Raw genomic sequence first — 22,892 nt, 5'->3', positions numbered from 1 at the left:
TTCAGAACGGATGCTTCGGGCCGAGGGCCGTGTCGCGCAGGGTGACGCGGCCCTGCGCGTCGACGTTCTCGAGCCGCACGTCGAAGCCCCACAGCCGCGCCACGTGCTTGAGCACCTCGTGCGTGCCCTCGTGCAGCGGCTGGCCGTTGCGCTGCACGTGGCGCAGCGTGAGCGAGCGGTCGCCGCGCAGGTTCACGTTCCAGACCTGGATGTCGGGTTCGCGGCTGCCGATGTCGTACTGGCGCGAGAGCGATTCGCGCAGCGCCTGGTAGCCGCCGTCGTCGTGGATGGCGGAGATCACCAGTTCGGGCTGATCGACATGGTCGCGCACCGCGAAGAGGCGGAAGTCGCGCATGGTCTTGGGGCTCAGGAACTGCCCGACGAAGCTCTCGTCCTTGAAGTTGCGCATCGCATGGTCGAGCGTCGCGAGCCAGTCGCTGCCGGCGTAGTCCGGAAACCAGCGGCGGTCTTCCTCGGTCGGCTTCTCGCAGACGCGGCGCAGGTCCGTGAACATCGCGAAACCCAGCGCGTACGGGTTGATGCCGTTGTAGGCGCGATGGCCCACGGGCGGCTGGTGGACCACGCTGGTGTGCGAGGCGAGCCACTCCATCATGAAGCCGTCGGCCAGCAGGCCACGGTCGTACATGGTGTTGAGCAGGGTGTAGTGCCAGAAGGTGGCCCAGCCCTCGTTCATGACCTGGGTCTGGCGTTGCGGATAGAAGTACTGCGCGATCTTGCGCACGATGCGCACGATCTCGCGCTGCCAGGGCTCGAGCAGGGCGGCGTTCTTCTCGATGAAATACAGCAGGTTCTCCTGCGGCTCGGCCGGAAAGCGCCGCAGCGCGTCCACGCCGGCGGTTGCCTCGACGCGCCTCGGCAGGGTGCGCCAGAGGTCGTTGACCTGCTGCTGCAGGTGATGCTCGCGCTCCGCGCGCTGGCTCACCTCCTGCGCCAGCGAGCGCTTCTGGGGGCGGCGATACCGGTCGACGCCGTAGTTCATCAGCGCATGGCAGGAGTCGAGCAGTTCCTCCACCGCGTCGAGGCCGTGACGTTCCTCGCATTCGTGCACGTAGTTGCGCGCATACACCAGGTAGTCGACGATCGAGGAGGCGTCCGTCCACATGCGGAACAGGTAGTTGCCCTTGAAGAAGCTGTTGTGGCCATAGGCCGCGTGGGCGATCACCAGGGCCTGCATCGCCAGCGTGTTCTCCTCCATCAGGTAGGCGATGCAGGGATCGGAATTGATGACGATCTCGTAGGCGAGGCCCATGTGGCCGCGCTTGTAGTTCTTCTCCGTGGCGATGAACTGCTTGCCGTAGGACCAGTGGCGATAGATGACCGGCATGCCCACGCTGGCGTAGGCGTCCATCATCTGCTCGGAGGTGATGACCTCCAGCTGGTTGGGATAGGTGTCCAGTCCGAAGGACTCGGCGGTGCGCCGGATCTCCTGGTGGTAGGTCTCGATCAGCTCGAAGGTCCAGTCCGAGGGACTGGGCAACTGCCGTGCGCGGGACGCGGAGCGCAGGTCGGTCGTCATGCGTGCGTTCCTTCCTTCTTGAACAGATCGCGGAACACCGGATAGATGTCCTGCGCGCTCGCGACCTTGCGCATCGCGAAGTTGGTCTTGATGGCGGCGAGCTGGGCGTATTCCTGCCACAGGTTCTGCTCCGCCTCGGCCACCTGCACATAGGCGTAGTAGCGCACCAGGGGCAGGATCGATTCGTCGAGCACCTTGCGGCAGCGCCCGCTGTCCTGGTGCCAGTTGTCGCCGTCGCTGGCCTGCGCGCCGTAGATGTTCCATTCGCCGCTCGGATAGCGCGCGCGCGCGATCTCCTCCATCAGCACCAGCGCGCTGGAGACCACCGTGCCGCCGGTCTCGGTGGCGCGGAAGAACTCCTCCTCGGTGACTTCCTGCGCCTGCGTGTGATGGCGGATGAAGACCAGTTCGATCTTCTCGTAGTGCCGCGTAAGGAACAGATAGAGCAGCATGAAGAAGCGCTTGGACATGTCCTTGCGCGACTCGTCCATCGAGCCCGAGACGTCCATCAGGCAGAACATCACCGCCTTGGCGCTGGGCACCGGGACGCGCACGCGGTTGCGAAAGCGCAGGTCGATCGGGTCGATGTAGGGCACGTGCTTGGCGGTGCGGCGCGCCTCGGCGATCTCGGCCTTCAGCGCCTCGACGCGCTCGGACAACGGCGGCGCGTCGGCGCCGGGTTCGAGTTCCAGGCGCAGCAGCTCGGCCTCCATGCGGTGCAGCGCGATGCGCTCGGCGCCACCCAGGGCGATGCGCCGCGCGAGCGCGCCGCGCATGGAGCGCACGACGTGCAGGCTGCTGGGATTGCCGTCGCTCTTGAAGCCGGCGCGATGGCTCTTCCATTCCGGTACTTCGGCGAGCTGGGTGCGGATCAGGTGGGGCAGGGCGAGGTCCTCGAAGAAGACCTGCATGAACTCCTCGCGCGTGAGCGTGAAGACGAAGTCGTCCTCTCCCTCGCCGCTGTCGCCGGCCTCGCCGCCGCCCTTGCCCTTGCCGGAGCCGCCGCCGGGCGGCCGGGCGATCCGGTCGCCCTTCAGGTATTCCTGGTTGCCCGGATGCACGTGTTCACGGTTGCCGCCGGCGCCATGGCCGAAGACCGGCTCGGAGACATCGCGCCGGGGCAGGGTGATGTCCTCGGCACGTTCGAGGTCCCGGATGTTGCGCCCGCTCACGGCCTTCCTCACCGCGTCCCGGATCTGCCCCCGGTAGCGGCGCAGGAAGCGCTCGCGGTTGCCGATCGACTTGTTCTTCCCCGACAGGCGCCGGTCGATGATCTGTTGAAGCATTGCCACGTTGCCCGACCTCCGCGCCGAAGCGCATCTGCGTCACCTACGACACCGTCTCCCGCCCGCGGGACTCAGGAACTCTTGCGCACCCGCAGGTACCACTCGCACAGCAGGCGCACCTGCTTGGGCGTGTAGCCCTTCTCCACCATGCGCGCCACGAAGTCCTGGTGCTTCTTCTGTTCGTCGGCGCTGCTCTTGGTGTTGAAGCTGATGACGGGCAGCAACTCCTCGGTGTTGGAGAACATCTTCTTCTCGATCACCGTGCGCAGCTTCTCGTAGCTGGTCCATGCCGGATTGCTGCCGGCATTGCCGGCGCGCGCGCGAAGCACGAAATTGACGATCTCGTTGCGGAAGTCCTTGGGATTGGAGATGCCCGCGGGTTTCTCGATCTTCTCCAATTCCGCATTGAGCGAGACGCGGTCGAACACCTCGCCCGTGTCGACGTCACGGTATTCCTGGTCCTGGATCCAGTAGTCGGCGTAGGTGACGTAGCGGTCGAAGATGTTCTGGCCGTACTCGCTGTAACTCTCCAGATAGGCGGTCTGGATCTCCTTGCCGATGAACTCGGCATAGCGCGCGGCGAGCTGCTCCTTGATGTAGGCGAGGTACTTCTGCTCGGTCTCCGCCGGGAATTGCTCGCGCTCGATCTGCTGCTCGAGCACGTACATCAGATGCACCGGATTGGCGGCGATCTCCGAACTGTCGAAGTTGAAGACGCGCGAGATGATCTTGAAGGCGAAGCGCGTGGAGACGCCGCTCATGCCCTCGTCGACACCCGCGTAGTCACGGTATTCCTGAAGCGACTTGGCCTTCGGATCGGTGTCCTTCAGGCTCTCGCCGTCATAGACCTGCATCTTGCTGAAGATGCTGGAGTTCTCCGGTTCCTTCAGTCGCGTGAGGACCGAGAACTGCGCCATCATCCGCAGCGTGCCGGGCGCGCAGGGCGCCTGCGCGAGCGAGGAGGTCCGCACCAGCTTCTCGTAGATCTTGATCTCCTCGGAAACCCGCAGGCTGTAGGGCACTTTGACGATGTAGATGCGGTCGAGGAAAGCCTCGTTGTTCTTGTTGTTGCGAAACGCCTTCCACTCGCTTTCGTTGCTGTGCGCGAGCACGACGCCGTCGAAGGGAATGGCGCCGAAGCCCTCGGTGCCCTTGAAGTTGCCCTCCTGCGTGGCCGTCAGCAGCGGATGCAGCACCTTGATGGGCGCCTTGAACATCTCCACGAATTCGAGCAGGCCCTGATTCGCCAGGCACAGGCCGCCGGAGTAGGAGTACGCATCGGGGTCGTCCTGCGCGTAGGTCTCCAGCTTGCGGATGTCGATCTTGCCCACGAGCGACGAGATGTCCTGGTTGTTCTCGTCGCCCGGCTCGGTCTTGGCCACACCGATCTGGCGCAGCACCGACGGATAGCGGCGCACGACCTGGAACTTGCGGATGTCGCCGCCGTATTCCTCCAGCCGCTTCACCGCCCACGGCGAGAGGATGCGCTGGAGATAGCGCCGCGGGATGCCGTATTCCTTCTCCAGGATCTCGCCGTCCTCCACCGGATCGAACAACCCCAGGGGCGATTCGTTCACGGGCGAGCCCTTGATGGCATAGAACGGCACGTGTTCCATGAGCTGCTTCAGGCGTTCGGCGATGGAGCTCTTGCCGCCGCCCACCGGGCCCAGCAGATAGAGGATCTGCTTCTTCTCCTCCAGTCCCTGCGCGGCATGCCGGAAATAGGACACCACCTGCTCGATGGCGTCCTCCATGCCATAGAACTCCTTGAAGGCCGGATAGAGCTTGATGACCTTGTTGGCGAAGATGCGCGAGAGGCGGGGGTCGTTGCGCGTGTCGACCAATTGCGGATCGCCGATGGCCCGCAGCATGCGTTCGGCGGCGGTGGCGTAGGCGAGCGGGTCGCGCTTGCAGAGGTCCAGATACTCCTGCAGCGAGATAACCTCTTCTCGCGTGCGGTCGTAGCGGGCGGCAAAGTTGCTGATCACGTCCATGGAAATACCTCCATCGAGTCAATGAGGCGGTGGCCCCGATCTGCAGCAGCCGGGTCGTCGACACCCTGGGTGTCGGTGCGTTGCGAGGGCTGCGTGCCTGTGCTGAGATTCAGCATAAAGCAAAGATCGCACCCGTGAAGGCGCAATGTCCTTTCAGAGCAACAGGGGCGAGGCAAAGTTCCGGACGCGGGACTTTGCCAATAGAACCTTAGTCCGCTTTCGAGTGCATTGCCCGCCGGTCGCGGCGCGGATTCACGTCGCGCCCACCCGCACCTGGCTGACTGTCAGACCGGCGCGGCGCAGCGTCTCGGCCTCGGCCGGATCGAGTCCGGCATCGGTGATCAATTCGTGCAGGTCGCTGGTGGCGCACACGCGCATGAAGGCGCGCGGGCGGAACTTCGATGCATCGGCCAGCAGGCGCCGGCTGCGCGCGGCCTGCAGCAAGGCGCGCTTCACGGCGGCGACGTCGGCATCGGTCTCCGACAGCACGCCATCGGTCACCGCGTGCGTGCCCAGCAGCAGCACGTCGACCTGCAGGGCCCGGGCGCCCTCGATCAGGCCGTCGCCGGTGAGCGTGTGGCTGCCGGCACGCAGGTGGCCGCCCAGCACGTGCACCTTGACGACCGGACTGGCGCCGAGCACCTGGCCGATGGCGAGGTCGTTGGTCACCGCCACCAGCGGGATGCGCCGCTCCACGGCGGCACGCGCGGCCTGCAGCACGGTGCTGCCGCTGTCGAAGATCACGCTCTGGCCCGGTTGCAGCGCGGCCGCGGCGGCGACGCCGATGGCGCGTTTCTCGCGCGGCGACAGCTCGGCGGCGGCCTGTGGATCGGGCTCGAAGGTGCTGTAGTGCTGCTGTCGCAGGACGGCACCGCCGTGCGTGCGGTCGAGCACGCCCTCGGCTTCGAGACCGTCGAGGTCGCGCCTCAGGGTCGACAGCGAGGCGTCCAGCGCCTGCGCGAGCTGCTGCAGCGTGACGGCCCCGTGCCGCTGCAGGAAGGCCACGATCCGCTCGCGACGCTGCACCGGCAGCATGCTCACGCCCGACAGCGCGATGGAAACGCTCATGATCGATACCGATAGATTCTGGTGGATGGTGGTAGGTGTTTCCACCAATGGAGACCGAGACGGAAGGAATGTGTGTTGCCCGAACCTGATCGAGTGTGGAAGAATTTGAAACGTCGTGCAAGGTGGTAGCGACCGTGCCGCGACGCAGAACAAAGGAGACCCGTTCCATGTCCCAGATCCATTCCCCGTTCCCGCTTTCCATGCCGCATCCGGCCCGCCGTCGCGTCTGCCTGATGGCGGGCGCGGCGCTGTCGCTGGGCCTGTGCGCCGCCACGGGCGCCCGCGCCCAGTCCGGTGATTATCCCAACCGCCCGGTCACGCTGGTGGTGCCTTATCCGGCCGGCGGCGCCAACGACGCCATCGGCCGGCTGATGGCGCAGAAGCTGGGCGAGGCCTTGAACCAGAGCGTGGTGGTCGACAACCGGCCCGGCGCGGGCACCACCATCGGCGCGGGACTGGTCGCCAAGGCGGCGCCCAACGGCTACACGCTGCTGCTCGGTTCGCTGGCCAGCCATGCCGTCAGCCCGCAGCTGCTGCCCGGCGTCACCTACGACGCGCTGAAGGATTTCGCGCCGATCGGGCTGATCGGACTGGCCCCGACCATCGCCATGGTCAACACGGAGTCGGCCTACACCACGCTCGGCCAGCTCGTCGCGGCGGCCAAGCAGAAACCGGGGGAGGTGATGTACGGCTCGGCCGGCAACGGCTCGCCGCTCCATCTGGCGGGCGAGCTGTTCTCGCAGACCGCGGGGGCGAAGATGACGCACGTGCCCTACAAGGGCGGCAACGCGCACACGATGGACCTGATGGGTGGCCGCCTGTCGGTCATCTTCGACACCACCACCAGCGCGATGCCCCTGATCCGTGGCGGCAAGCTGCGGCCCATCGCGGTGGCCGCGCCCGCGCGCCTGCCCGAGCTGCCCAACGTGCCGACGTTCGCCGAGGCCGGCTATCCGAATTTCGCGGTCAACGCGTGGTACGCGCTCTACGCGCCCGCCGGCACGCCGCCGCCGGTGGTCGAGCGCCTGAGCACCGAACTCGGCCGGCTCATGAAGTCGCCCGACGTGGTCGACAAGCTCAAGGGGCTGGCCGTGACGCCGGCCTACGGCACGCCGCAGGAACTCGCGGCCTTCACCCGGGACGAGCACGCGAAATACGGCAAGGTCATCAAGAGCGCGGACATCCGCGCCGATTGAGCGGTCCGGCCGGTGCGTGCGCCGGTCAGCTGAAGAAGTCCTTGGCCTTGTCGATCCAGCCCTTGTCGGCGGGGCTGTGCTTGTCGCCGCCCTTCTTGAGGGACTCGTCGAGTTCCTTCACGAGCTTGCGCTGGTGCTCGGTGAGCTTCACCGGCGTCTCCACGCGCACGTGGCAGTACAGGTCGCCCGGATAGCTCGAACGCACGCCCTTGATGCCCTTGCCGCGCAGGCGGAACTGCTTGCCGCTCTGCGTGCCTTCGGGGATGTCGATGGCCGCGTCGCCCTTGAGCGTGGGCACGTCGATCTCGCCGCCGAGCGCTGCGGTGGTCATGCTCACCGGCACGACGCAGTGCAGGTCGTCGCCGTCGCGCTCGAAGGTCTCGTGCTTCTTCAGGCGCACCTCGATGTACAGGTCGCCCGGCGGGCCGCCGTTGGTGCCGGGCTCGCCGTTGCCGGTGCTGCGGATGCGCATGCCGTCGTCGATGCCCGCGGGGATCTTCACCTCCAGCGTCTTGTTGTTCTTGATCTTGCCCTGGCCGTGGCAGGTGGGGCACGGCTCGGGAATGATCTTGCCGGTGCCATGGCACTGCGGACACGTCTGCTGCACGCTGAAGAAGCCCTGGCGCATCTGCACCGCGCCCTGGCCGTGGCAGGTGGTGCAGGTGATGGGCTTGGTGCCGGCCTTGGCGCCGGAGCCGTGGCAGGTGCCGCACTCGTCCCAGCTCGGGATGCGGATCTGCGCGTCCTTGCCGTCGGCCGCTTCCTCCAGGGTGACTTCCATCGCGTAGCTCAGGTCGCCGCCACGGAAGACCTGCCGCCCGCTGCTCTGGCGGCCGCCGCGTGCACCGCCGAAGACGTCGCCGAAGATGTCGCCGAAGGCTTCCGCGAAGCCACCGAAACCTTCCGCCCCGGGGCCGCCACGCATGTTCGGGTCGACGCCGGCGTGGCCGTACTGGTCGTAGGCCGCGCGCTTCTGCGCGTCCGACAGCATCTCGTAGGCTTCCTTGGCTTCCTTGAACTTGGCCTCGGCGTCCTTGCTGGTGTCGCCGTGATTGCGGTCCGGATGGTGCTTCATCGCCTGCTTGCGATAAGCCTTCTTGATTTCTTCGTCGCTCGCGTTCTTGGGAACGCCGAGGGTTTCGTAATAGTCGCGTTTGGTGGCCATGGTCGGTGATCTTCGGAAGCGGAGCGGAGCAGGGACTGGAAACGGAAAAGGCTGGATCACCCACCTGGGTGATCCAGCCTCGGGTCAGGGAAGGGCGATCAGCCCTTCTTGACTTCCTTGACTTCGGCGTCGACCACGTTGTCGTCGGCCGCCGCGCTCGACGAGGACTGCGTGCCGCCGTTGCCGGCACCGCCCGCACCCGCGCCCTCGGCCGCCCCGCCGGCCGCGGCCTGCGACTCGGCGTACATCTTCTCGCCGAGCCTCTGGCTCGCGCTCATCAGCGTGTTGGTCTTCTCGCCGATGGCCGCCGTGTCCTCGGTCTTGAGGGCTTCCTCGACGTCCTTGATGGCGGCCTCGATCTTCTCCTTCTCGCCCGCGTCCAGGCTCGCGCCGTGCTCGCCCAGCGACTTCTTCACGCTGTGGACCATGGCCTCGCCCTGGTTGCGCGCCTGCACGAGTTCGAGCTTCTTCTTGTCGTCGGCGGCGTTGAGCTCGGCGTCCTTCACCATCTTCTGGATCTCGTCCTCGGACAGGCCCGAGTTCGCCTTGATGGTGATCTTGTTCTCCTTGCCGGTGCCCTTGTCCTTGGCGCCCACGTGCAGGATGCCGTTCGCGTCGATGTCGAAGCTCACCTCGATCTGCGGCGTGCCGCGCGCGGCCGGCGGGATGCCCTCGAGGTTGAACTCGCCCAGCGCCTTGTTGCCCGAGGCGATCTCGCGTTCGCCCTGGAACACCTTGATGGTCACGGCCGGCTGGTTGTCCTCGGCGGTCGAGAAGGTCTGCGCGAACTTCGTCGGGATGGTCGTGTTCTTCGTGATCATCTTGGTCATCACGCCGCCCATCGTCTCGATACCGAGCGACAGCGGGGTCACGTCCAGCAGCAGCACGTCCTTGCGGTCGCCCGAGAGCACCTGGCCCTGGATGGCGGCGCCGACGGCCACGGCCTCGTCGGGGTTCACGTCCTTGCGCGGCTCCTTGCCGAAGAACTCCTTGACCTTCTCCTGCACCTTGGGCATGCGGGTCATGCCACCGACCAGGATCACGTCGTTGATGTCCGACACGGACACGCCGGCGTCCTTGATGGCGGTGCGGCACGGCGCGATGGTGCGCTCGATCAGCTCGTCGACCAGGCTCTCGAGCTTGGCGCGGCTGAGCTTGATGTTCAGGTGCTTCGGACCCGACGCATCGGCCGTGATGTAGGGCAAGTTGATGTCGGTCTGCGCGCCGTTGGACAGCTCGATCTTGGCCTTCTCGGCGGCTTCCTTCAGACGCTGCAGCGCGAGCACGTCCTTGCCGAGGTCGACGCCCTGGTCCTTCTTGAACTCGGAAATGATGTGGTCGATGATGCGCTGGTCGAAGTCCTCGCCGCCCAGGAACGTGTCGCCGTTGGTCGACAGCACCTCGAACTGCTTCTCGCCGTCGACGTCGGCGATCTCGATGATCGAGACGTCGAACGTGCCGCCGCCCAGGTCGTAGACGGCGATCTTGCGGTCGCCCTTCTCCTGCTTGTCCAGGCCGAAGGCCAGCGCGGCCGCGGTGGGCTCGTTGATGATGCGCTTGACGTCCAGGCCGGCGATGCGGCCGGCGTCCTTGGTGGCCTGGCGCTGGCTGTCGTTGAAATAGGCCGGCACCGTGATCACGGCCTCGGTCACCGGCTCGCCCAGGTAGTCCTCGGCGGTCTTCTTCATCTTGCGCAGGATCTCGGCGCTGACCTGCTGGGGCGCGAGCTTCTTGCCGCGGCTCTCCACCCACGCGTCGCCGTTGTCGGCCTTGGTGATGGTGTAGGGCATCAGGTCGATGTCCTTCTGGACTTCCTTCTCCTCGAACTTGCGGCCGATCAGGCGCTTGACGGCGTAGATCGTGTTCTTGGGGTTGGTGACGGCCTGGCGCTTGGCCGAGGCGCCGACCAGCACTTCACCGTCTTCCTGATACGCCACGATGGACGGCGTGGTGCGCGCGCCTTCGGAGTTCTCGATCACGCGGGTCGTGTTGCCCTCCATGATCGAGACGCACGAGTTGGTCGTGCCCAGGTCGATGCCGATGATCTTGCCCATGATGTTCTTGCTCCTGATGCGGAAAATTGAGTTGTCGAGAATCTGCGGATCACATGGCGCGATTCAAGTGCATGAACCGGCCGATTTTCCAAGCGGTGACCGCTTGTGGGTCAGGACGGCGCGCTGACGGTGACCAGCGCCGGGCGCAGCACGCGTTCGGCGATCGTGTAGCCCTTCTGCAGCACGGCCACGACGGTGTTGGCCTCCTGGCCGGGCGCGGGCACGACCGAGATGGCCTGGTGCTGGTGCGGGTCGAACTTGGTGCCGGCGGCCGGCGCGATCTCGATGACCTTGTTGCGCTCCAGTGCGCTCTTGAGCTGCTGCAGCGTGGCGGCGGCGCCCTCGCGGATCTGCTGGGGCGTGGCGTCCTGGATGGCCAGGCCGGCCTCCAGGCTGTCGGTCACCGGCAGCAGGCTCTCGGCGAAGGCCTCGACCGCGAACTTGCGCGCCTTGGTGATCTCGTCGTCGGCGCGGCGGCGCGCGTTCTGCACGTCGGCCTGGGCGCGCAGGTACTGGTCGGCCAGCTCGGCGTTCTTCGCCTTGAGCGCGGTGAGTTCGGCCTGCGCGTTGGCCAGTTCGGACTGCGCGTCCGCCGCGTTGGCGGCCTGCGCGGCTTCGAGTTCCTCGGGGCTGACGGCGCCCTGCAGGGCGTTCGGATCGTTCGGATTCGTGGCGGGGGATTCGGGATGGAAGGGTGCTGACATGTTCGATGGCGGCGTGAACCGGACCTTGGAAATAGCGACTCCGGGCCACTTGGGGATGCCCGCGGAACTTTTCAAGAAGAAATCGAACGGTGCATGAAGCTCGGCGCGACCGGGCGGCGTGGCGCGGCCGCGCCCATGAAAAAGGGCCGCGATGCGGCCCCGGGTGTCGGGCGCGCCGTCGGCGTGCCCCGCGCGATGCGCGCCGTGCTCAGTGCGCGTCGAGCAGCTCGACGTCGAACTTCAGCGTCGCGTTCGGCGGGATCACACCGCCGGCGCCGCGCGCGCCGTAGCCCAGGGCGGCCGGGATGATCAGCGTGCGCTGGCCGCCGATCTTCATGCCGGCGACGCCTTCGTCCCAGCCCTTGATGACCTGGCCGGCGCCCAGCGAGAAGGCGAACGGGTCGTTGCGGTCGCGGCTCGAATCGAACTTGGCGCCCTGCACGCCGTCCTTGTAGAGCCAGCCGGTGTAGTGCACGTGCACGTGCTGGCCGGCTTTGGCTTCGGCGCCGTCGCCGACGACGGTGTCCTCGTATTGCAGACCGGAGGGGGAGGTGGGCATGAACGTTCCTTGTTTTCGGGAGGGTCGATGGATGGAAGCGGCGGAGTTTAACGACGCGTTTCCAGCCCTCGCGGTAGGCCGATGCCGGTCCGTGCGTCAGCGCACGAGCGGCAGGTCGGCCATGGCACAGGGCGTGGTCGCGGGTGCGACCGCCGGCGCGGGGGTGCCCGACTTGCGCTGCTGGCCGAGTTGCCACTTGACCGCGAAGGCCTGCAGGTCCGACAGGCGTCGCAGCAGGTCCTGCCCGCTCAGCGTCAGGCTGTAGCCGTCGCCGCCATGACTCACCACGCCGGCCTCGCGCAATTCCTTGATGCGGGTGTTGAGCGTGTTGGGCGTGATGCCGCCGACGCTGTCCTGCAGCAGCCGGAAGGTCTGTGCGTGACCGTCGCGCAGCGCCCACAGCACGCGCAGCGCATAGCGCGCTTCCAGCAGTGCCAGCAGCTGGCTGACGGCGACGTTCTCCTTGGCGCTCATTCGGCCGCGCTGGCGTACTCGGCCATGGGCTCGCCCAGGCGCACCGCGCGGGCCGGTGCCCAGTCCGCGTTAAAGCGCAGGGGCGGTGCCGGGAACAGCAGCACCACCGTCGAGCCCAGCAGGAAGCGCCCCATCTCGTCGCCTTTCTTCAGGCGGATGTCCTGGTCGTCGTAGTGCCACTCGCGGATGCCGCCCCCGCGTGGCGGATTGACCACGCCGTGCCAGACCGTCGCCATGCTGCCGACGATGGTCGCGCCCACCAGCACCAGCACGAAGGGCCCGCGCGCCGTCTCGAACACGCACACCGTGCGTTCGTTGCGCGCGAACAGCCCCGGCACGCCGCGCGCGGTCGTCGGATTGACCGAGAACAGGTCGCCCGGCACGTAGATCATGCGCACCAGCCGGCCGTCGCAGGGCATGTGGATGCGGTGGTAGTCGCGTGGGCTCAGGTAGATCGTGGCGAAGCTGCCGTGCTCGAACCGCGCCGCCAGCGTGGCGTCGCCGCCGACCAGCGCGGTGGTGCCGTAGCGGTGGCCCTTGGCCTGGAAGATCTGGTCGCCGTCGATGGTGCCGAACTGGCTGATCGCGCCGTCGACCGGGGAGACCAGCGCCGTCGGGGCGATCGGCCGCGCGCCGGGCTTGAGCGCGCGCGTGAAGAAGTCGTTGAAGCTGGCATAGCCCGCGATGTCGCTGTTGAGCGCCTCGCTCATGTTCACGCCGTACTTGGCGACGAAGCGCCGGACGATCCAGGTCGTCACGGCGCCGCGTTCCTTGCCCGCGACCCAGCCGGCGAAGGAGGTGAGGGCCTGCTTGGGCAGGACGTACTGGGGCAGCACTGGGAGTCGTTCGGACACGGCGTGGGTCTCGGGAAGCGGGGAACGGTGCATTCTAGGAATTCGGCCCGCCGCGCGGCGGGGGATTTCGAGCGTGCGCGCGTCGGTCAAGGCGCCAGCCGCTCGCGCAGCCAGCCCGGCGCGTCCGCGCCAGGCGCGCCCTGGTCCTCGCGGCGGTAGCGCAGCCGGTCGTGCAGACGGCTCCTGCGGCCCTGCCAGAACTCCCAGCGTTCGGGCACCAGCCGGTAGCCGCCCCAGTGAGGCGGGCGTGGCGGCGATTGCGAGAAACGCGCGGCGGCCCGCTCGGCGTTCGCCACCAGGACCTCGCGGCCCTCGATCACCTCGCTCTGCGGGCTCGCCCAGGCACCCAGGCGCGAGTCGAGCGGCCGGCTCGCGAAATAGGCGTCGCTCTCGGCGGCATCGGTCTTCTCGACCACGCCCTCGATGCGCACGACGCGTTCGAGCTCCACCCAGTGGAACTGCAGGGCCGCGAACGGATTGCCCGCGAGTTCGCGCCCCTTGCGGCTGTCGTAGTTGGTGTACCAGACCAGGCCGCGCGCATCCAGGCCCTTGATCAGCACGATGCGCGTGGACGGCCGCAGGTCTGCGCCGACGGTGGCCAGCGTCATGGCGTTGGGCTCGGGCACGCGCGCGTCGATGGCCTCGCCCAGCCAGCGCTCGAACTGTCGCAGCGGGTCGGCTTCGCTACGGGTCTCGTCGAGTTCGGCGCGTTCGTAGCTCTTGCGCAGCGCGGCGAGTTCGGTGGAGGAAGGGGCGGGGGCGGCGCCGGGGTGCTGGGGATCGGTCATGGCCGAATTGTCCGTGCTGCACGGGCGTCGCGCACGCGCACCGGATACTGACGCCGATGCAGCCTCCCGAATCCCTCCGCGGCCTCGCGCCCGTCCCCGACGTCCCGGCCGCTCCGAGCGCCGACCGACCCACGGTGATCGTGCTCGCCTCCGGGCGCGGCGAGCGCTTCCGGGCCTCGGGCGGAACCCTGCACAAGCTCGACGCGCCGATCGGCGGCCGGCCGGTGCGCGAGCGCACCCTGGACGCCGTGCGCGCGAGCGGGTTGCCGTGGCACGTCGAGGACGCCGGCCATCCGGGCATGGGCGACTCGATCGCGGCGGCGGTGCGGGCGACGGCGGGCGCCGCCGGCTGGCTGGTGCTGCCGGCGGACCTGCCGCTGGTGCGGCCGCGCACGCTGCGGCGCGTGGCGCGGGCCTTGGGCGAGCGGCCGGCGACGCCCGTCATTCCGACGTCCGGGGCGGCCCGGGCACCCGGGATGGACGCGGCGTCGCCGGACGGGGTCGCCGGTCATGCCGTGCAGCCGGTTCACGCGGGCCGGCGCGGGCACCCGGTCGCCTTCTCCGCCGCCTGCCGCGACGACCTGCTGCGCCTGACCGGCGAGTTCGGCGCCGCCCCGGTGCTGCGGCGCCTGCGCGACGCCGGGCGCGTGGCCGAACTGGCGGTGGACGACGCCGGCATCGTCACCGACATCGACACCCTGGCCGACCTGGCCGCGGCCGAGGCCCTGTTCCTCAGTCGCGTGGCGGGACCGGCGGAAGACTGAGCGCGACCTCGGCCGCGTCCGGCGTCGGCTCCGGCGTCGGCGCACGCTCCTGCTCCACCCGCTCGGCCAGTCGCACCAGCCGCGCCAGTGCGCGGTCGTGGATCGCGTGGCGCTGCAGTTCCTGCAGGGTCAGGCGCGCGTAGTCGAGCGAGGTGCCGAAATTCCCGCTGGCGCTGCGAAAGACATGGCGGTAGTGGTCGTCGTCGAGCTGGCCGGCGAAATGCGGGCTGCGTCGCGAAAGCGTGAAGGCGAGCGCGCGCACCGTGCCGCCGGCGGTGCGGCAGTCGAGCCAGCGCGGGTCGTAGATCGAGTCGGCCATCTCGCGCAGCCAGAGCCGTCCGAGCGCCTCTAGTCCGGCGGCGGCCGGCACGCGGAACACCACGCCCCGGCAGCTTCCGCCCGAAAGCAGTCCGAAGACCAGGCCCGGGTTGTGCACCGTGCCGCGATGCGCGCGGCTCCAGAGCTTGAGGGCCCGGTGCCAGCCGTGCACCAGCGCCGGCCGGTGCTCGGCGGCGTCGAACTCCTGGCGCCAGATGAGCGAGCCGTAGCCGAACAGCCAGAGGTCGTCGCGACCGCCCCATTCGGCGATGACGCGTTCGAGCGACGGCTGGGGGTCGAGGGGCGTCGGCGCGGCGGCCGCGGCGGACCGGTGCGCGGCGCCGCCTACAATTTCGCGATCATGGCTCACCCGCCCATTATTCACGTGCCCAATTCACTTTCCTACGGAGATCACCGGATGTCATCCCCCCACGACGACGACAGTCAGCAGCGTTTCGCCCTCGGCTTCCTTTTCGCACTGATCGCGCTGGTGGTCTTCACGGTCGTCGGTTTCGCCGTCTACCGCTACGGCCTGGCCACGCGTCCGGCCGAACCGGAAGCCGCGGCGGTCGTGATCGTGCCCGGCACGCCGACGGTCAGCGTCGTCACCGAGACGGTCACCGTCGTCATCCCCGAAGGCGCCAGCATCAGCGTGGCCAACGGCATCGTGAACTTCTACTTCGCCACCGGCAGCGCCGACCTCGCTCCCGGCGCGGCCGAGGCGCTGGCCGCCGTGATCCAGGGCATCGGCACCGGTCGCCGCGCCATGGTGTCGGGCTTCCACGATGCCACCGGCGACGCGGCGGTGAACGAGGAACTCGCCAAGCTGCGCGCCCAGACCGTGCGCGACGTGCTGATCGGCCTGGGCGTGCCGGCCGATCGCGTGGACCTGCAGAAGCCGGTCATGGGCACCGGTTCGGGCAACAACGCCGAGGCCCGCCGCGTCGAGGTCAAGCTGGTCGACTGACCGGCGCGCGCCCCGATCGAGCCCGGCGACGACCGGGCTTTTTTTCGTCCGGGCCACGGCCGGGATGCCGTTCCGGCCGGGCCCGGAAGGTGCCTCGGCGCCAGGCGCGTCGATACGCCGCCGCGTCCCCCGCGTACCGCGTTGCGCCGGCCGCGTTCGATTGCGCCGGCCCGCCGCCCGGGCGCGTGAAAGGACGGGTTTTTCCGGCATGTGCTTGATACGATAGTGTTCCCTCGAAGCCGGGACCGCCCGGCGGCACTCTTCCTCCAGAGAGCACAAAGACCTCCCCATGACCACCCATCCCATCGTCAGCCGCGTCACCGACCGCATCCGCGAGCGCAGCCGTCCCGAGCGCGAGCGCTACCTGCACCAGATCGCCGAGATGGCCCGGCGTGATCGCGGCTCCGACCGCATGGGCTGCGCCAACGTGGCGCACGCCGTGGCCGGGGTGCCGGCCAGCGACAAGCTGCGCATCGTCGCCGAACGGGCGCCCAACATCGGCATCGTCACGGCCTACAACGACATGCTCTCGGCCCACGCGCCCTACCAGGGGTATCCCGACATCCTCAAGCACGAGGCGCGCCGTCTGGGCGCCACCGCGCAGGTCGCCGGCGGCGTGCCGGCGATGTGCGACGGCGTGACGCAGGGCACGCCCGGCATGGAGCTCAGCCTGTTCAGCCGCGACACCATCGCCATGGGCACTGCGGTGGCGCTGACCCACGACATGTTCGACGCCGCGCTGATGCTGGGCGTGTGCGACAAGATCGTGCCGGGCCTGCTGATCGGCGCGCTGCACTTCGGCCACCTGCCCACCGTGTTCGTGCCGGCCGGGCCGATGCCCTCGGGCCTGTCCAACAGCGCCAAGGCCAAGGTGCGCGAGCAGGCCGCGCAGGGCCTGGTCGGCCGCGACGGCCTGATGGAGGCCGAGATGGCCGCCTACCACGCGCCCGGCACCTGCACCTTCTACGGCACCGCCAACAGCAACCAGATGCTGCTGGAGGCCATGGGCCTGCACGTGCCCGGCACCGCCTTCATCCAGCCCGGCGATTCGATGCGCGAGGCGCTCACGCGCGAGGCCGTGCGCACGGTGCTTGGCCGGGCATCGGGTGCCGACGCGTCCTTCCGCTGCCCGCCGATCGGCGAGGTGGTCGACGAGCGCTGCATCGTCAACGCCATGGTCGCGCTGCTGGCCACCGGCGGCTCGACCAATCACCTGATCCACTGGGTCGCCGTGGCCCGCGCCGCCGGCATCCGGATCGACTGGAACGACTTCTCCGACCTCTCCGACGTGGTGCCGCTGCTCACGCGGGTCTATCCCAACGGCAGCGCCGACGTCAACGCCTTCCAGGAGGCGGGCGGACCGGGCTTCGTCATCGGCGAACTGGTCGGCGCCGGCCTGATGCACGCCGACGTGCTGACCGTGCGCGCCGGGGGCATCGCCGAGTTCGCGAACGTGCCGGTGCTCGCCGGGGGCGGCGACCCGTCGCTGAGCTGGCGCAGCGCCGCGCCGTCGAAGGACGAGACCGTGGCGCGGCCGGTGTCGGCGCCGTTCAGCGCCAGCGGCGGGCTCAAGCTGCTCAAGGGCAACCTGGGACGCAGCGTGATCAAGGTGTCCTCGGTGCCCGACGACCGGCACGTGGTGGAGGCACCGGCGCGCGTCTTCGATTCCCAGGCCGGCCTGCAGAAGGCCTTCGCGGCCGGTGAACTCGATCGCGACGTCGTCTGCGTGGTGCGCTGGCAGGGCCCGCGCGCCAACGGCATGCCCGAACTGCACAAGCTCACGCCGCCGCTGTCGGTGCTCCAGGGCAAGGGCTTCCGCGTGGCGCTGGTGACCGACGGGCGCATGAGCGGCGCCTCGGGCAAGGTGCCCGCGGCGATCCACGTCTCGCCCGAGGCCGCCGCCGGCGGTCCGCTGGCCAAGGTGCGCGACGGCGACCTGATCCGGCTGGATTCGGTGGCGGGCACACTGGCCGTGCTGATCCCCGAGGACGAGTGGGCCGCCCGCGAGCACGCCACCATGACCGACGAACAGCGCTTCGCCGACGGCCACGGCCTGGGCCGCGAACTTTTCGCGGGCATGCGTCGCAACGCCCTGACCGCCGAAGAAGGCGCCTGCACGTGGCTGTAGTCCCATCCCCCGCACCCACGACCCAACAACGACGGAGCCATGACATGACGAATTCTTTGACCGCCCTCGAGGTGATGCGCGACGCGCCGGTGATCCCGGTGATCGTGCTCGACGACGTGGCGCAGGCCGTGCCGCTGGCGCGCGCGCTGGTGGCCGGCGGCATCCGCATGCTGGAGGTGACGCTGCGCACGGCGCAGGCGCTGCAGTGCATCGAGGCGATCGCCCGGGAGGTGCCCGAGGCGGTGGTGGGGGCGGGCACGATCCGCACGGCCGCCGACGCGCAGGCCTCGGCGCTGGCCGGGGCGCGATTCGGCGTGAGCCCGGGCTACACCCGCTCGGTGGGCAAGGCGTGCCACGACCTGGGCCTGCCGCTGCTGCCGGGCGTGGCGACCGGAGGCGAGATCATGATGGCGCAGGAGGACGGCCACCAGCAGCTGAAGTTCTTCCCGGCGGTGCAGGCCGGCGGGCTGGCGATGCTCAAGGCGTGGCAGGGGCCGTTCGGGGACGTGACGTTCTGTCCGACCGGCGGCATCCACCTGGGCAACGCGCCGGAGTTCCTGGCGCTGTCGAACGTGGCGTGCGTGGGGGGCTCGTGGATCGTGCCGACCGACGCCATCCGCTCCGGCGACTGGGGCCGCATCGAGCAGCTGGCGCGCGACGCGTCGAAGCTCGCGCGCTGACCGCCGGCACGCCATGGACGCCGCCGCCTCGACCACCACCGCTCTCCGGTCCGGCTTCGACCCGGCCGGCATCGACGTCATCGCCTTCGACGTCTTCGGCACGGTGGTCGACTGGCACGGCGGCATCGCCGCCGAGGCGTCCCGCGCCTTGCCCGGCATCGACGGCGACGCCTTCGCGCTGGCCTGGCGTGCCGGCTACCAGCCGGCCATGCGCGGCGTCATGGCGGCCATCGAGGCGGGCGAGAGCGGCTTCGTGCGGCTCGACGACCTGCACCTGCGCATCCTCGACGGCGTGCTGCGCGACTTCGGCGTCGCCGGACGACTCGACGACGCCGCGCGGCGCGACCTCAACCGCGCCTGGCACCGCCTGCCGGCCTGGCCGGACGCGGTCGCCGGACTCGCGCGCCTGAAGCGGCGCTACACGATCTGTCCGCTGTCCAACGGCAACATCGCGCTGCTCGCGGCCATGGCCAAGCGCGCCGGGCTGCCCTGGGACTGCGTGCTGTCGGCGGAGGTCTTCCAGGCCTACAAGCCCGACGCGCGCACCTACCGGGGCGTGGCGTCGGTGTTCGACGTCGCGCCCGGGCGGGTGATGCTGGCCGCCGCGCACCACGACGACCTGGCCGCCGCGCGTGCCTGCGGGTTGCGCACGGCCTACATCGAGCGTCCGCTGGAATTCGGCGCGCGACAGGTCAAGGACGTCTCGCCCGAGGCCGGCAACGACCTCCATGCCCGCGACATCGGGGGGCTGGCGGACCTGCTGGGCTGCTGAGCGGCGGGCGCCCGCGCGGCGCCGTGGTCGATCCGGTGTCCAATCGTCGGTTTTCGACTCCCCGGACCCTCGACATGCCCGACGACATTCTCCGCTTCTGGTTCGACGAGACCACGCCCGCCCAATGGTGGAAGGTCGACCCCGCCTTCGACGCCGCGATCGCGCAACGCTTCGGCGCACTGCACGCGGCGGCCTTGCAGGGCGAACTCTCCGGCTGGCGCGGCGACGCGGCCGGCCGGCTGGCCGAGGTGATCGTGCTCGACCAGTTCTCGCGCAACATCCATCGCGGCGCGCCGGACGCGTTCGCGGCCGACCCGATGGCCCTGGTCCTGGCGCAGGAGGCCGTCGCGGCCGGCCACGATCTGGCGCTGCCACCCGAGCGCCGCGTCTTCCTCTACATGCCCTTCATGCACAGCGAATCGCGGCGCGTGCACGAGGAAGCCGAACGCCTGTTCACCGCGCTCGGCATCCAGAACAACCTGGATTTCGAGCGCCGCCACAAGGCGATCATCGAGCGCTTCGGACGCTATCCGCACCGCAACGCGATCCTGGGGCGGGTCTCGAGCGACGAGGAACTGGCGTTCCTGAAAACGCCCGGATCGAGCTTCTAGGCGTCCGTCGACGCTGCCGGGACCCGGTTCGCGCGGGGTCTCAGCGCAACCCGCCGCCGCCCGCGCCCTCGTCGCGCTGGATCAGCTCGATCTTGTAGCCGTCCGGGTCCGTCACGAAGGCGATGACGGTGGTGCCGCCCTTGACCGGGCCGGGCTCGCGCGAGACGTTGCCGCCGGCCGCGCGGATCTTCTCGCAGGCGGCGTAGATGTCGGGCATGCCCAGGGCGATGTGGCCGTAGGCGGTGCCCAGTTCGTAGGCGTCGGTGCCCCAGTTGTAGGTCAGCTCGATCTCGGCCTGGGCCGGATTGCCCTCGAAGCCGACGAAGGCGAGGCTGTACTTGTATTCGGGGTTCTCGGAGGTGCGCAGCACCTTCATGCCCAGCACCTGGGTGTAGAAGTCGATCGAGCGCTGGAGGTCGCCGACGCGCAGCATGGTGTGGAGGAGTCTCATTACGGCAGAAGCCCGTGGACCGGGGCGTGGAAATGGTGGGCCGGGCATTGTCGGCGCAGCCTCCGCCACGTCGCGCCACCCCCGGCGGGAGACCCCACGCCACGCCGCGGCCGGTCCTCGCTCAGGCGCGCGCCACCGCGTCCCAACGCGCCAGCCGCCCGCCGTGCATCACGCCGATGTGGTCGGCCATCGCGTGGGCCTCGGTCTGGTTGTGGGTGACCAGCAGCGCGGTCTGGCCGGCCGCGCGCAGGATGGCGCGCACCTCGGCGGTCAGGCGCTCGCGGGTGTCGCCATCGAGGTTGGAGAACGGCTCGTCGAGCAGCAGCAGCGCCGGCGAGGGCGCCAGCGCGCGGGCCAGCGCGATGCGCTGCTGCTGGCCGCCGGAGAGCTCGTGCGGATGCCGCCCGCCCGCATCGGGCAGACCGACCAGCGCCAGCAGTTCGGCCGTGCGCGCCGCCTGCGCCGCGCGCGGCGACCGGCGCAGCCCGAAGGCGACGTTCTGCGCCGCGCTCAGGTGCGGGAACAGGGCGTACTCCTGGAACATCATGCCGACGCGACGGCGCTCCGGCGGCAGGTGCACCGAAGGCGAGGACAGCGTCTGCCCGCCCAGGGCGATGCGCCCGGCGCGCACCGGCTCGAAGCCGGCGATGGCGCGCAGCACGGTCGTCTTGCCGCAGCCCGAGGGCCCGAGCAGGCAGGCGATGCGCCCGGCATCCAGCGCGAGCGAGAAGCCGTCGACGACGGCGTGCGGTCCGCGCGCGCCGTCGTAGGCGATGCGCACGGCTTCCAGGTGCAGGGCGGTGCCCGATGGCGTCGGCGTCATGGATGCAGAGGCAAGGGATACAGGGAGGACGGGTCGGCCGGCGTGGCGGCTTCGATGGGCGTGCCCGGCGGTGCGGTCGTCGTGAACTGCGCGCGCGCGAGCAGCAGCACCGGCGCCAGCCCGGCCGCCACGATGGCCAGCGCGGCGATGGCGCCTTCCTCGTAGGTGCCGCGCGCGGCCTCGGCATAGAGCCAGGTGGCCAGGGTGTCGAAGTTGGCCGGGCGCAGCAGCAGCGTGGCGGGCAGCTCCTTCATGGCGTCGACGAACACCAGCAGCGCGCTCGTCGCCAGGGCCGGCCGCAGCAGCGGCAGGTGGACGCGGCGCAGCGTGCCGCCGGGGCCCTCGCCCAGCAGGCGCGCGGCCTGTTCCAGCGCGGGCGGGATGCGCGCCAGTCCCGATTCGATGCCGCCCACGGGCATCGCCAGGAAGCGGATCGTGCATGCCGCGACCAGCACCACGCCCGCGCCCATCAGCGGCAGGCCGGGCAGGCCCAGCCACCCGGCCAGCGCGGCATCGAAGGCGAGCGCGGGCGTGAGCAGGCCGATGGCCAGCACCGTGCCCGGTAGCGCATAGCCGAGCGTCGCCGCGCGCGCCTGCCAGCGCGCCCGGGCGGGCGCGGAGCCGGTGCGGCGCGCGGTCCACGCCACCACCAGCCCGGCCGCCACCGCCACCGTCGTGACGCCCAGCGCCAGGGCGATCGTGTTGCCCAGGCTGGCCACCAGTCCCGGCGAGACGCCGCTGCCCTGGCGCAGGCGCTTCACGGTCTCCCACACCAGATAGGCCGCCGGCGCGGCGAAGCCGACGAGCACCGGCAGCGCCGCCGCCGCCGTGGCCGCCCAGCCGGCCGCGCCCCGCAGGCGCCGGGGCTGGATGGCCCGCATGCGCTGCGCCGAGCCGAAGCGCTGGTGGCGCCGCCCGTGGCGCTCCAGCAGCACCAGCGCCGTCACCATGACCAGCATCGCGCAGGCGATCTGCGCCGCGCCGGCCAGGTCCGAGCGGGTGATCCAGGTCGTGTAGACCGCCACCGTCAGGGTGTTGACGCCCAGGAATTCGGAGGCGCCGATGTCGTTGAGCGTCTCCAGCAGCGCCAGGCTCAGGCCGACGGCGATGGCCGGGCGCGCGAGCGGCAGCGCGACCCGCCCGAAGGCGCCCCAGCGGCTCGCGCCCAGGGTGCGCGCGGCCTCCATCAGGTGCGCCGGCTGCGTCATGAACATGGCGCGCGCGGTCAGGTAGACATACGGGTAGAGCACGCTGCCCAGCACGAGGATCGCGCCGCCCATCGAGCGCAGGTCGGGCAGGCGGAAGTCGCGCGGACTGTCGTGGCCCAGCAGCCAGCGCAACGCGCCCTGCACCGGGCCGATGGGATGGAGCAGATCGAGGTAGGCGAAGGCGACGATGTAGGTCGGCATCGCCAGCGGCAGCAGCAGCGCCCAGTGCAGCACGTGCCGGCCGGGGAAGTCGCAGGCGCTCACGAGCCAGGCGCAACCCACGCCGACCGCCAGCACCACCGCGCCCACGCCTGCGAGCAGCACGGCCGTGTTCCACGCCGCGTCGGGCAGCACGTGGGCGAGGAGGTGCGACCAGTGCGAGGCGTCCGCGCGCAGCGCCAGCACGGCGAGCGTCGCCACCGGCGCGAGCACGCCCAGCGCGATCAGCAACGTGGCCGCCCGCCATGGACGGCCGGCCGCGGACATCCCGT

22 protein-coding genes are annotated in these 22,892 nt (G+C 69.7%); 7 read left to right on the top strand and 15 right to left on the bottom strand.

Going from position 1 to position 22,892, the window contains the following annotated elements:
• Position 1 precedes the first annotated feature (1 nt).
• The 4 genes from NF681_13110 to NF681_13095 form a co-directional block, all read right to left on the bottom strand.
• A complete protein-coding gene (locus tag NF681_13110; protein UST53259.1) occupies positions 2-1,537 on the bottom strand; it encodes a SpoVR family protein in 1,536 nt (511 codons plus the stop codon).
• Positions 1,534-2,829 (bottom strand): YeaH/YhbH family protein, encoded by a 1,296-nt coding sequence (locus NF681_13105; GenBank protein ID UST53258.1) that lies wholly within the window; start codon positions 2,827-2,829, stop codon positions 1,534-1,536. The genes NF681_13110 and NF681_13105 overlap by 4 nt, the downstream gene beginning before the upstream one ends.
• A gap of 65 nt (positions 2,830-2,894) precedes the next feature.
• A complete protein-coding gene (locus NF681_13100) occupies positions 2,895-4,817 on the bottom strand; it encodes a PrkA family serine protein kinase (GenBank protein ID UST53257.1) in 1,923 nt (640 codons plus the stop codon).
• 252 nt (positions 4,818-5,069) lie between these two features.
• Positions 5,070-5,885: a DeoR/GlpR family DNA-binding transcription regulator gene (locus NF681_13095; protein ID UST53256.1), complete on the bottom strand. Its 816-nt coding sequence runs from the start codon at positions 5,883-5,885 to the stop codon at positions 5,070-5,072.
• Between the two features lie 167 nt (positions 5,886-6,052).
• On the opposite strand from NF681_13095, the gene NF681_13090 reads away from it, so the two are divergent.
• Entirely contained in the window at positions 6,053-7,081 is a 1,029-nt protein-coding gene (locus tag NF681_13090; GenBank protein ID UST53255.1) for a tripartite tricarboxylate transporter substrate binding protein, read from the top strand.
• A gap of 25 nt (positions 7,082-7,106) precedes the next feature.
• Here NF681_13090 and dnaJ read toward each other — a convergent pair whose 3' ends face one another.
• From dnaJ to pdxH, 7 genes are all read right to left on the bottom strand, one after another.
• Positions 7,107-8,246, bottom strand: coding sequence for a molecular chaperone DnaJ (gene dnaJ / locus NF681_13085; protein UST53254.1), 1,140 nt, complete (start codon positions 8,244-8,246; stop codon positions 7,107-7,109).
• 98 nt (positions 8,247-8,344) lie between these two features.
• Entirely contained in the window at positions 8,345-10,300 is a 1,956-nt protein-coding gene (dnaK, locus tag NF681_13080) for a molecular chaperone DnaK (GenBank protein ID UST53253.1), read from the bottom strand.
• Positions 10,301-10,410: 110 nt separating this feature from the next.
• The gene (gene grpE / locus NF681_13075) at positions 10,411-11,004 is read right to left on the bottom strand and encodes a nucleotide exchange factor GrpE (GenBank protein ID UST53252.1); all 594 of its coding nucleotides are present in this window, start codon (positions 11,002-11,004) and stop codon (positions 10,411-10,413) included.
• 208 nt (positions 11,005-11,212) lie between these two features.
• The gene (locus NF681_13070) at positions 11,213-11,563 is read right to left on the bottom strand and encodes an FKBP-type peptidyl-prolyl cis-trans isomerase (protein UST53251.1); all 351 of its coding nucleotides are present in this window, start codon (positions 11,561-11,563) and stop codon (positions 11,213-11,215) included.
• Between the two features lie 96 nt (positions 11,564-11,659).
• A complete protein-coding gene (locus NF681_13065) occupies positions 11,660-12,037 on the bottom strand; it encodes a winged helix-turn-helix transcriptional regulator (protein ID UST53250.1) in 378 nt (125 codons plus the stop codon).
• Entirely contained in the window at positions 12,034-12,891 is an 858-nt protein-coding gene (gene asd / locus NF681_13060; GenBank protein UST53249.1) for an archaetidylserine decarboxylase, read from the bottom strand. Before asd ends, NF681_13065 begins: the two co-directional genes overlap by 4 nt.
• Before the next feature lie 86 nt (positions 12,892-12,977).
• Positions 12,978-13,679 carry a pyridoxamine 5'-phosphate oxidase gene (pdxH, locus tag NF681_13055; GenBank protein ID UST53248.1) on the bottom strand — a complete coding sequence of 234 codons (702 nt, stop codon included), beginning with the start codon at positions 13,677-13,679 and terminating at the stop codon, positions 12,978-12,980.
• 56 nt (positions 13,680-13,735) lie between these two features.
• Here pdxH and NF681_13050 point away from each other — a divergent pair, with 56 nt between their 5' ends.
• A complete protein-coding gene (locus NF681_13050) occupies positions 13,736-14,443 on the top strand; it encodes an NTP transferase domain-containing protein (protein UST53247.1) in 708 nt (235 codons plus the stop codon).
• Here the strand turns inward: NF681_13050 and NF681_13045 are convergent.
• Positions 14,412-15,131 carry a gamma-glutamylcyclotransferase gene (locus tag NF681_13045; GenBank protein UST53246.1) on the bottom strand — a complete coding sequence of 240 codons (720 nt, stop codon included), beginning with the start codon at positions 15,129-15,131 and terminating at the stop codon, positions 14,412-14,414. The genes NF681_13050 and NF681_13045 overlap by 32 nt on opposite strands.
• Before the next feature lie 48 nt (positions 15,132-15,179).
• On the opposite strand from NF681_13045, the gene NF681_13040 reads away from it, so the two are divergent.
• The 5 genes from NF681_13040 to NF681_13020 all read left to right on the top strand — a co-directional run bounded on the left by NF681_13040 (position 15,180) and on the right by NF681_13020 (position 19,919).
• On the top strand, positions 15,180-15,728 hold the full coding sequence (locus NF681_13040; GenBank protein UST53245.1) for an OmpA family protein: 549 nt from the start codon (positions 15,180-15,182) through the stop codon (positions 15,726-15,728).
• Positions 15,729-16,017: 289 nt separating this feature from the next.
• Positions 16,018-17,856 (top strand): phosphogluconate dehydratase, encoded by a 1,839-nt coding sequence (gene edd / locus NF681_13035; protein ID UST53244.1) that lies wholly within the window; start codon positions 16,018-16,020, stop codon positions 17,854-17,856.
• Between the two features lie 44 nt (positions 17,857-17,900).
• On the top strand, positions 17,901-18,536 hold the full coding sequence (gene eda / locus NF681_13030; protein UST53243.1) for a bifunctional 4-hydroxy-2-oxoglutarate aldolase/2-dehydro-3-deoxy-phosphogluconate aldolase: 636 nt from the start codon (positions 17,901-17,903) through the stop codon (positions 18,534-18,536).
• A gap of 13 nt (positions 18,537-18,549) precedes the next feature.
• The gene (locus NF681_13025) at positions 18,550-19,308 is read left to right on the top strand and encodes a haloacid dehalogenase type II (GenBank protein UST53242.1); all 759 of its coding nucleotides are present in this window, start codon (positions 18,550-18,552) and stop codon (positions 19,306-19,308) included.
• Between the two features lie 74 nt (positions 19,309-19,382).
• Positions 19,383-19,919: a DUF924 domain-containing protein gene (locus NF681_13020; protein UST53241.1), complete on the top strand. Its 537-nt coding sequence runs from the start codon at positions 19,383-19,385 to the stop codon at positions 19,917-19,919.
• A gap of 40 nt (positions 19,920-19,959) precedes the next feature.
• Here the strand turns inward: NF681_13020 and gloA are convergent, their stop codons facing one another.
• From gloA to NF681_13005, 3 genes are all read right to left on the bottom strand, one after another.
• Positions 19,960-20,370, bottom strand: a complete 411-nt coding sequence (gloA, locus tag NF681_13015; GenBank protein UST53240.1) for a lactoylglutathione lyase — start codon at positions 20,368-20,370, stop codon at positions 19,960-19,962.
• A 121-nt stretch (positions 20,371-20,491) separates the two neighbouring features.
• Positions 20,492-21,193, bottom strand: a complete 702-nt coding sequence (locus NF681_13010) for an ABC transporter ATP-binding protein (protein UST53239.1) — start codon at positions 21,191-21,193, stop codon at positions 20,492-20,494.
• Positions 21,190-22,887, bottom strand: coding sequence for an iron ABC transporter permease (locus NF681_13005; protein UST53238.1), 1,698 nt, complete (start codon positions 22,885-22,887; stop codon positions 21,190-21,192). The genes NF681_13010 and NF681_13005 overlap by 4 nt, the downstream gene beginning before the upstream one ends.
• Positions 22,888-22,892 lie beyond the last annotated feature (5 nt).

It is taken from the genome of Comamonadaceae bacterium OTU4NAUVB1, from assembly GCA_024372625.1.
In the GTDB taxonomy this organism is placed as follows: Bacteria; Pseudomonadota; Gammaproteobacteria; order Burkholderiales; family Burkholderiaceae_C; genus Variovorax.
The sequence above is the reverse complement of the archived record's forward strand: the minus strand, read 5'-3'. Positions and strand labels throughout refer to the sequence as shown.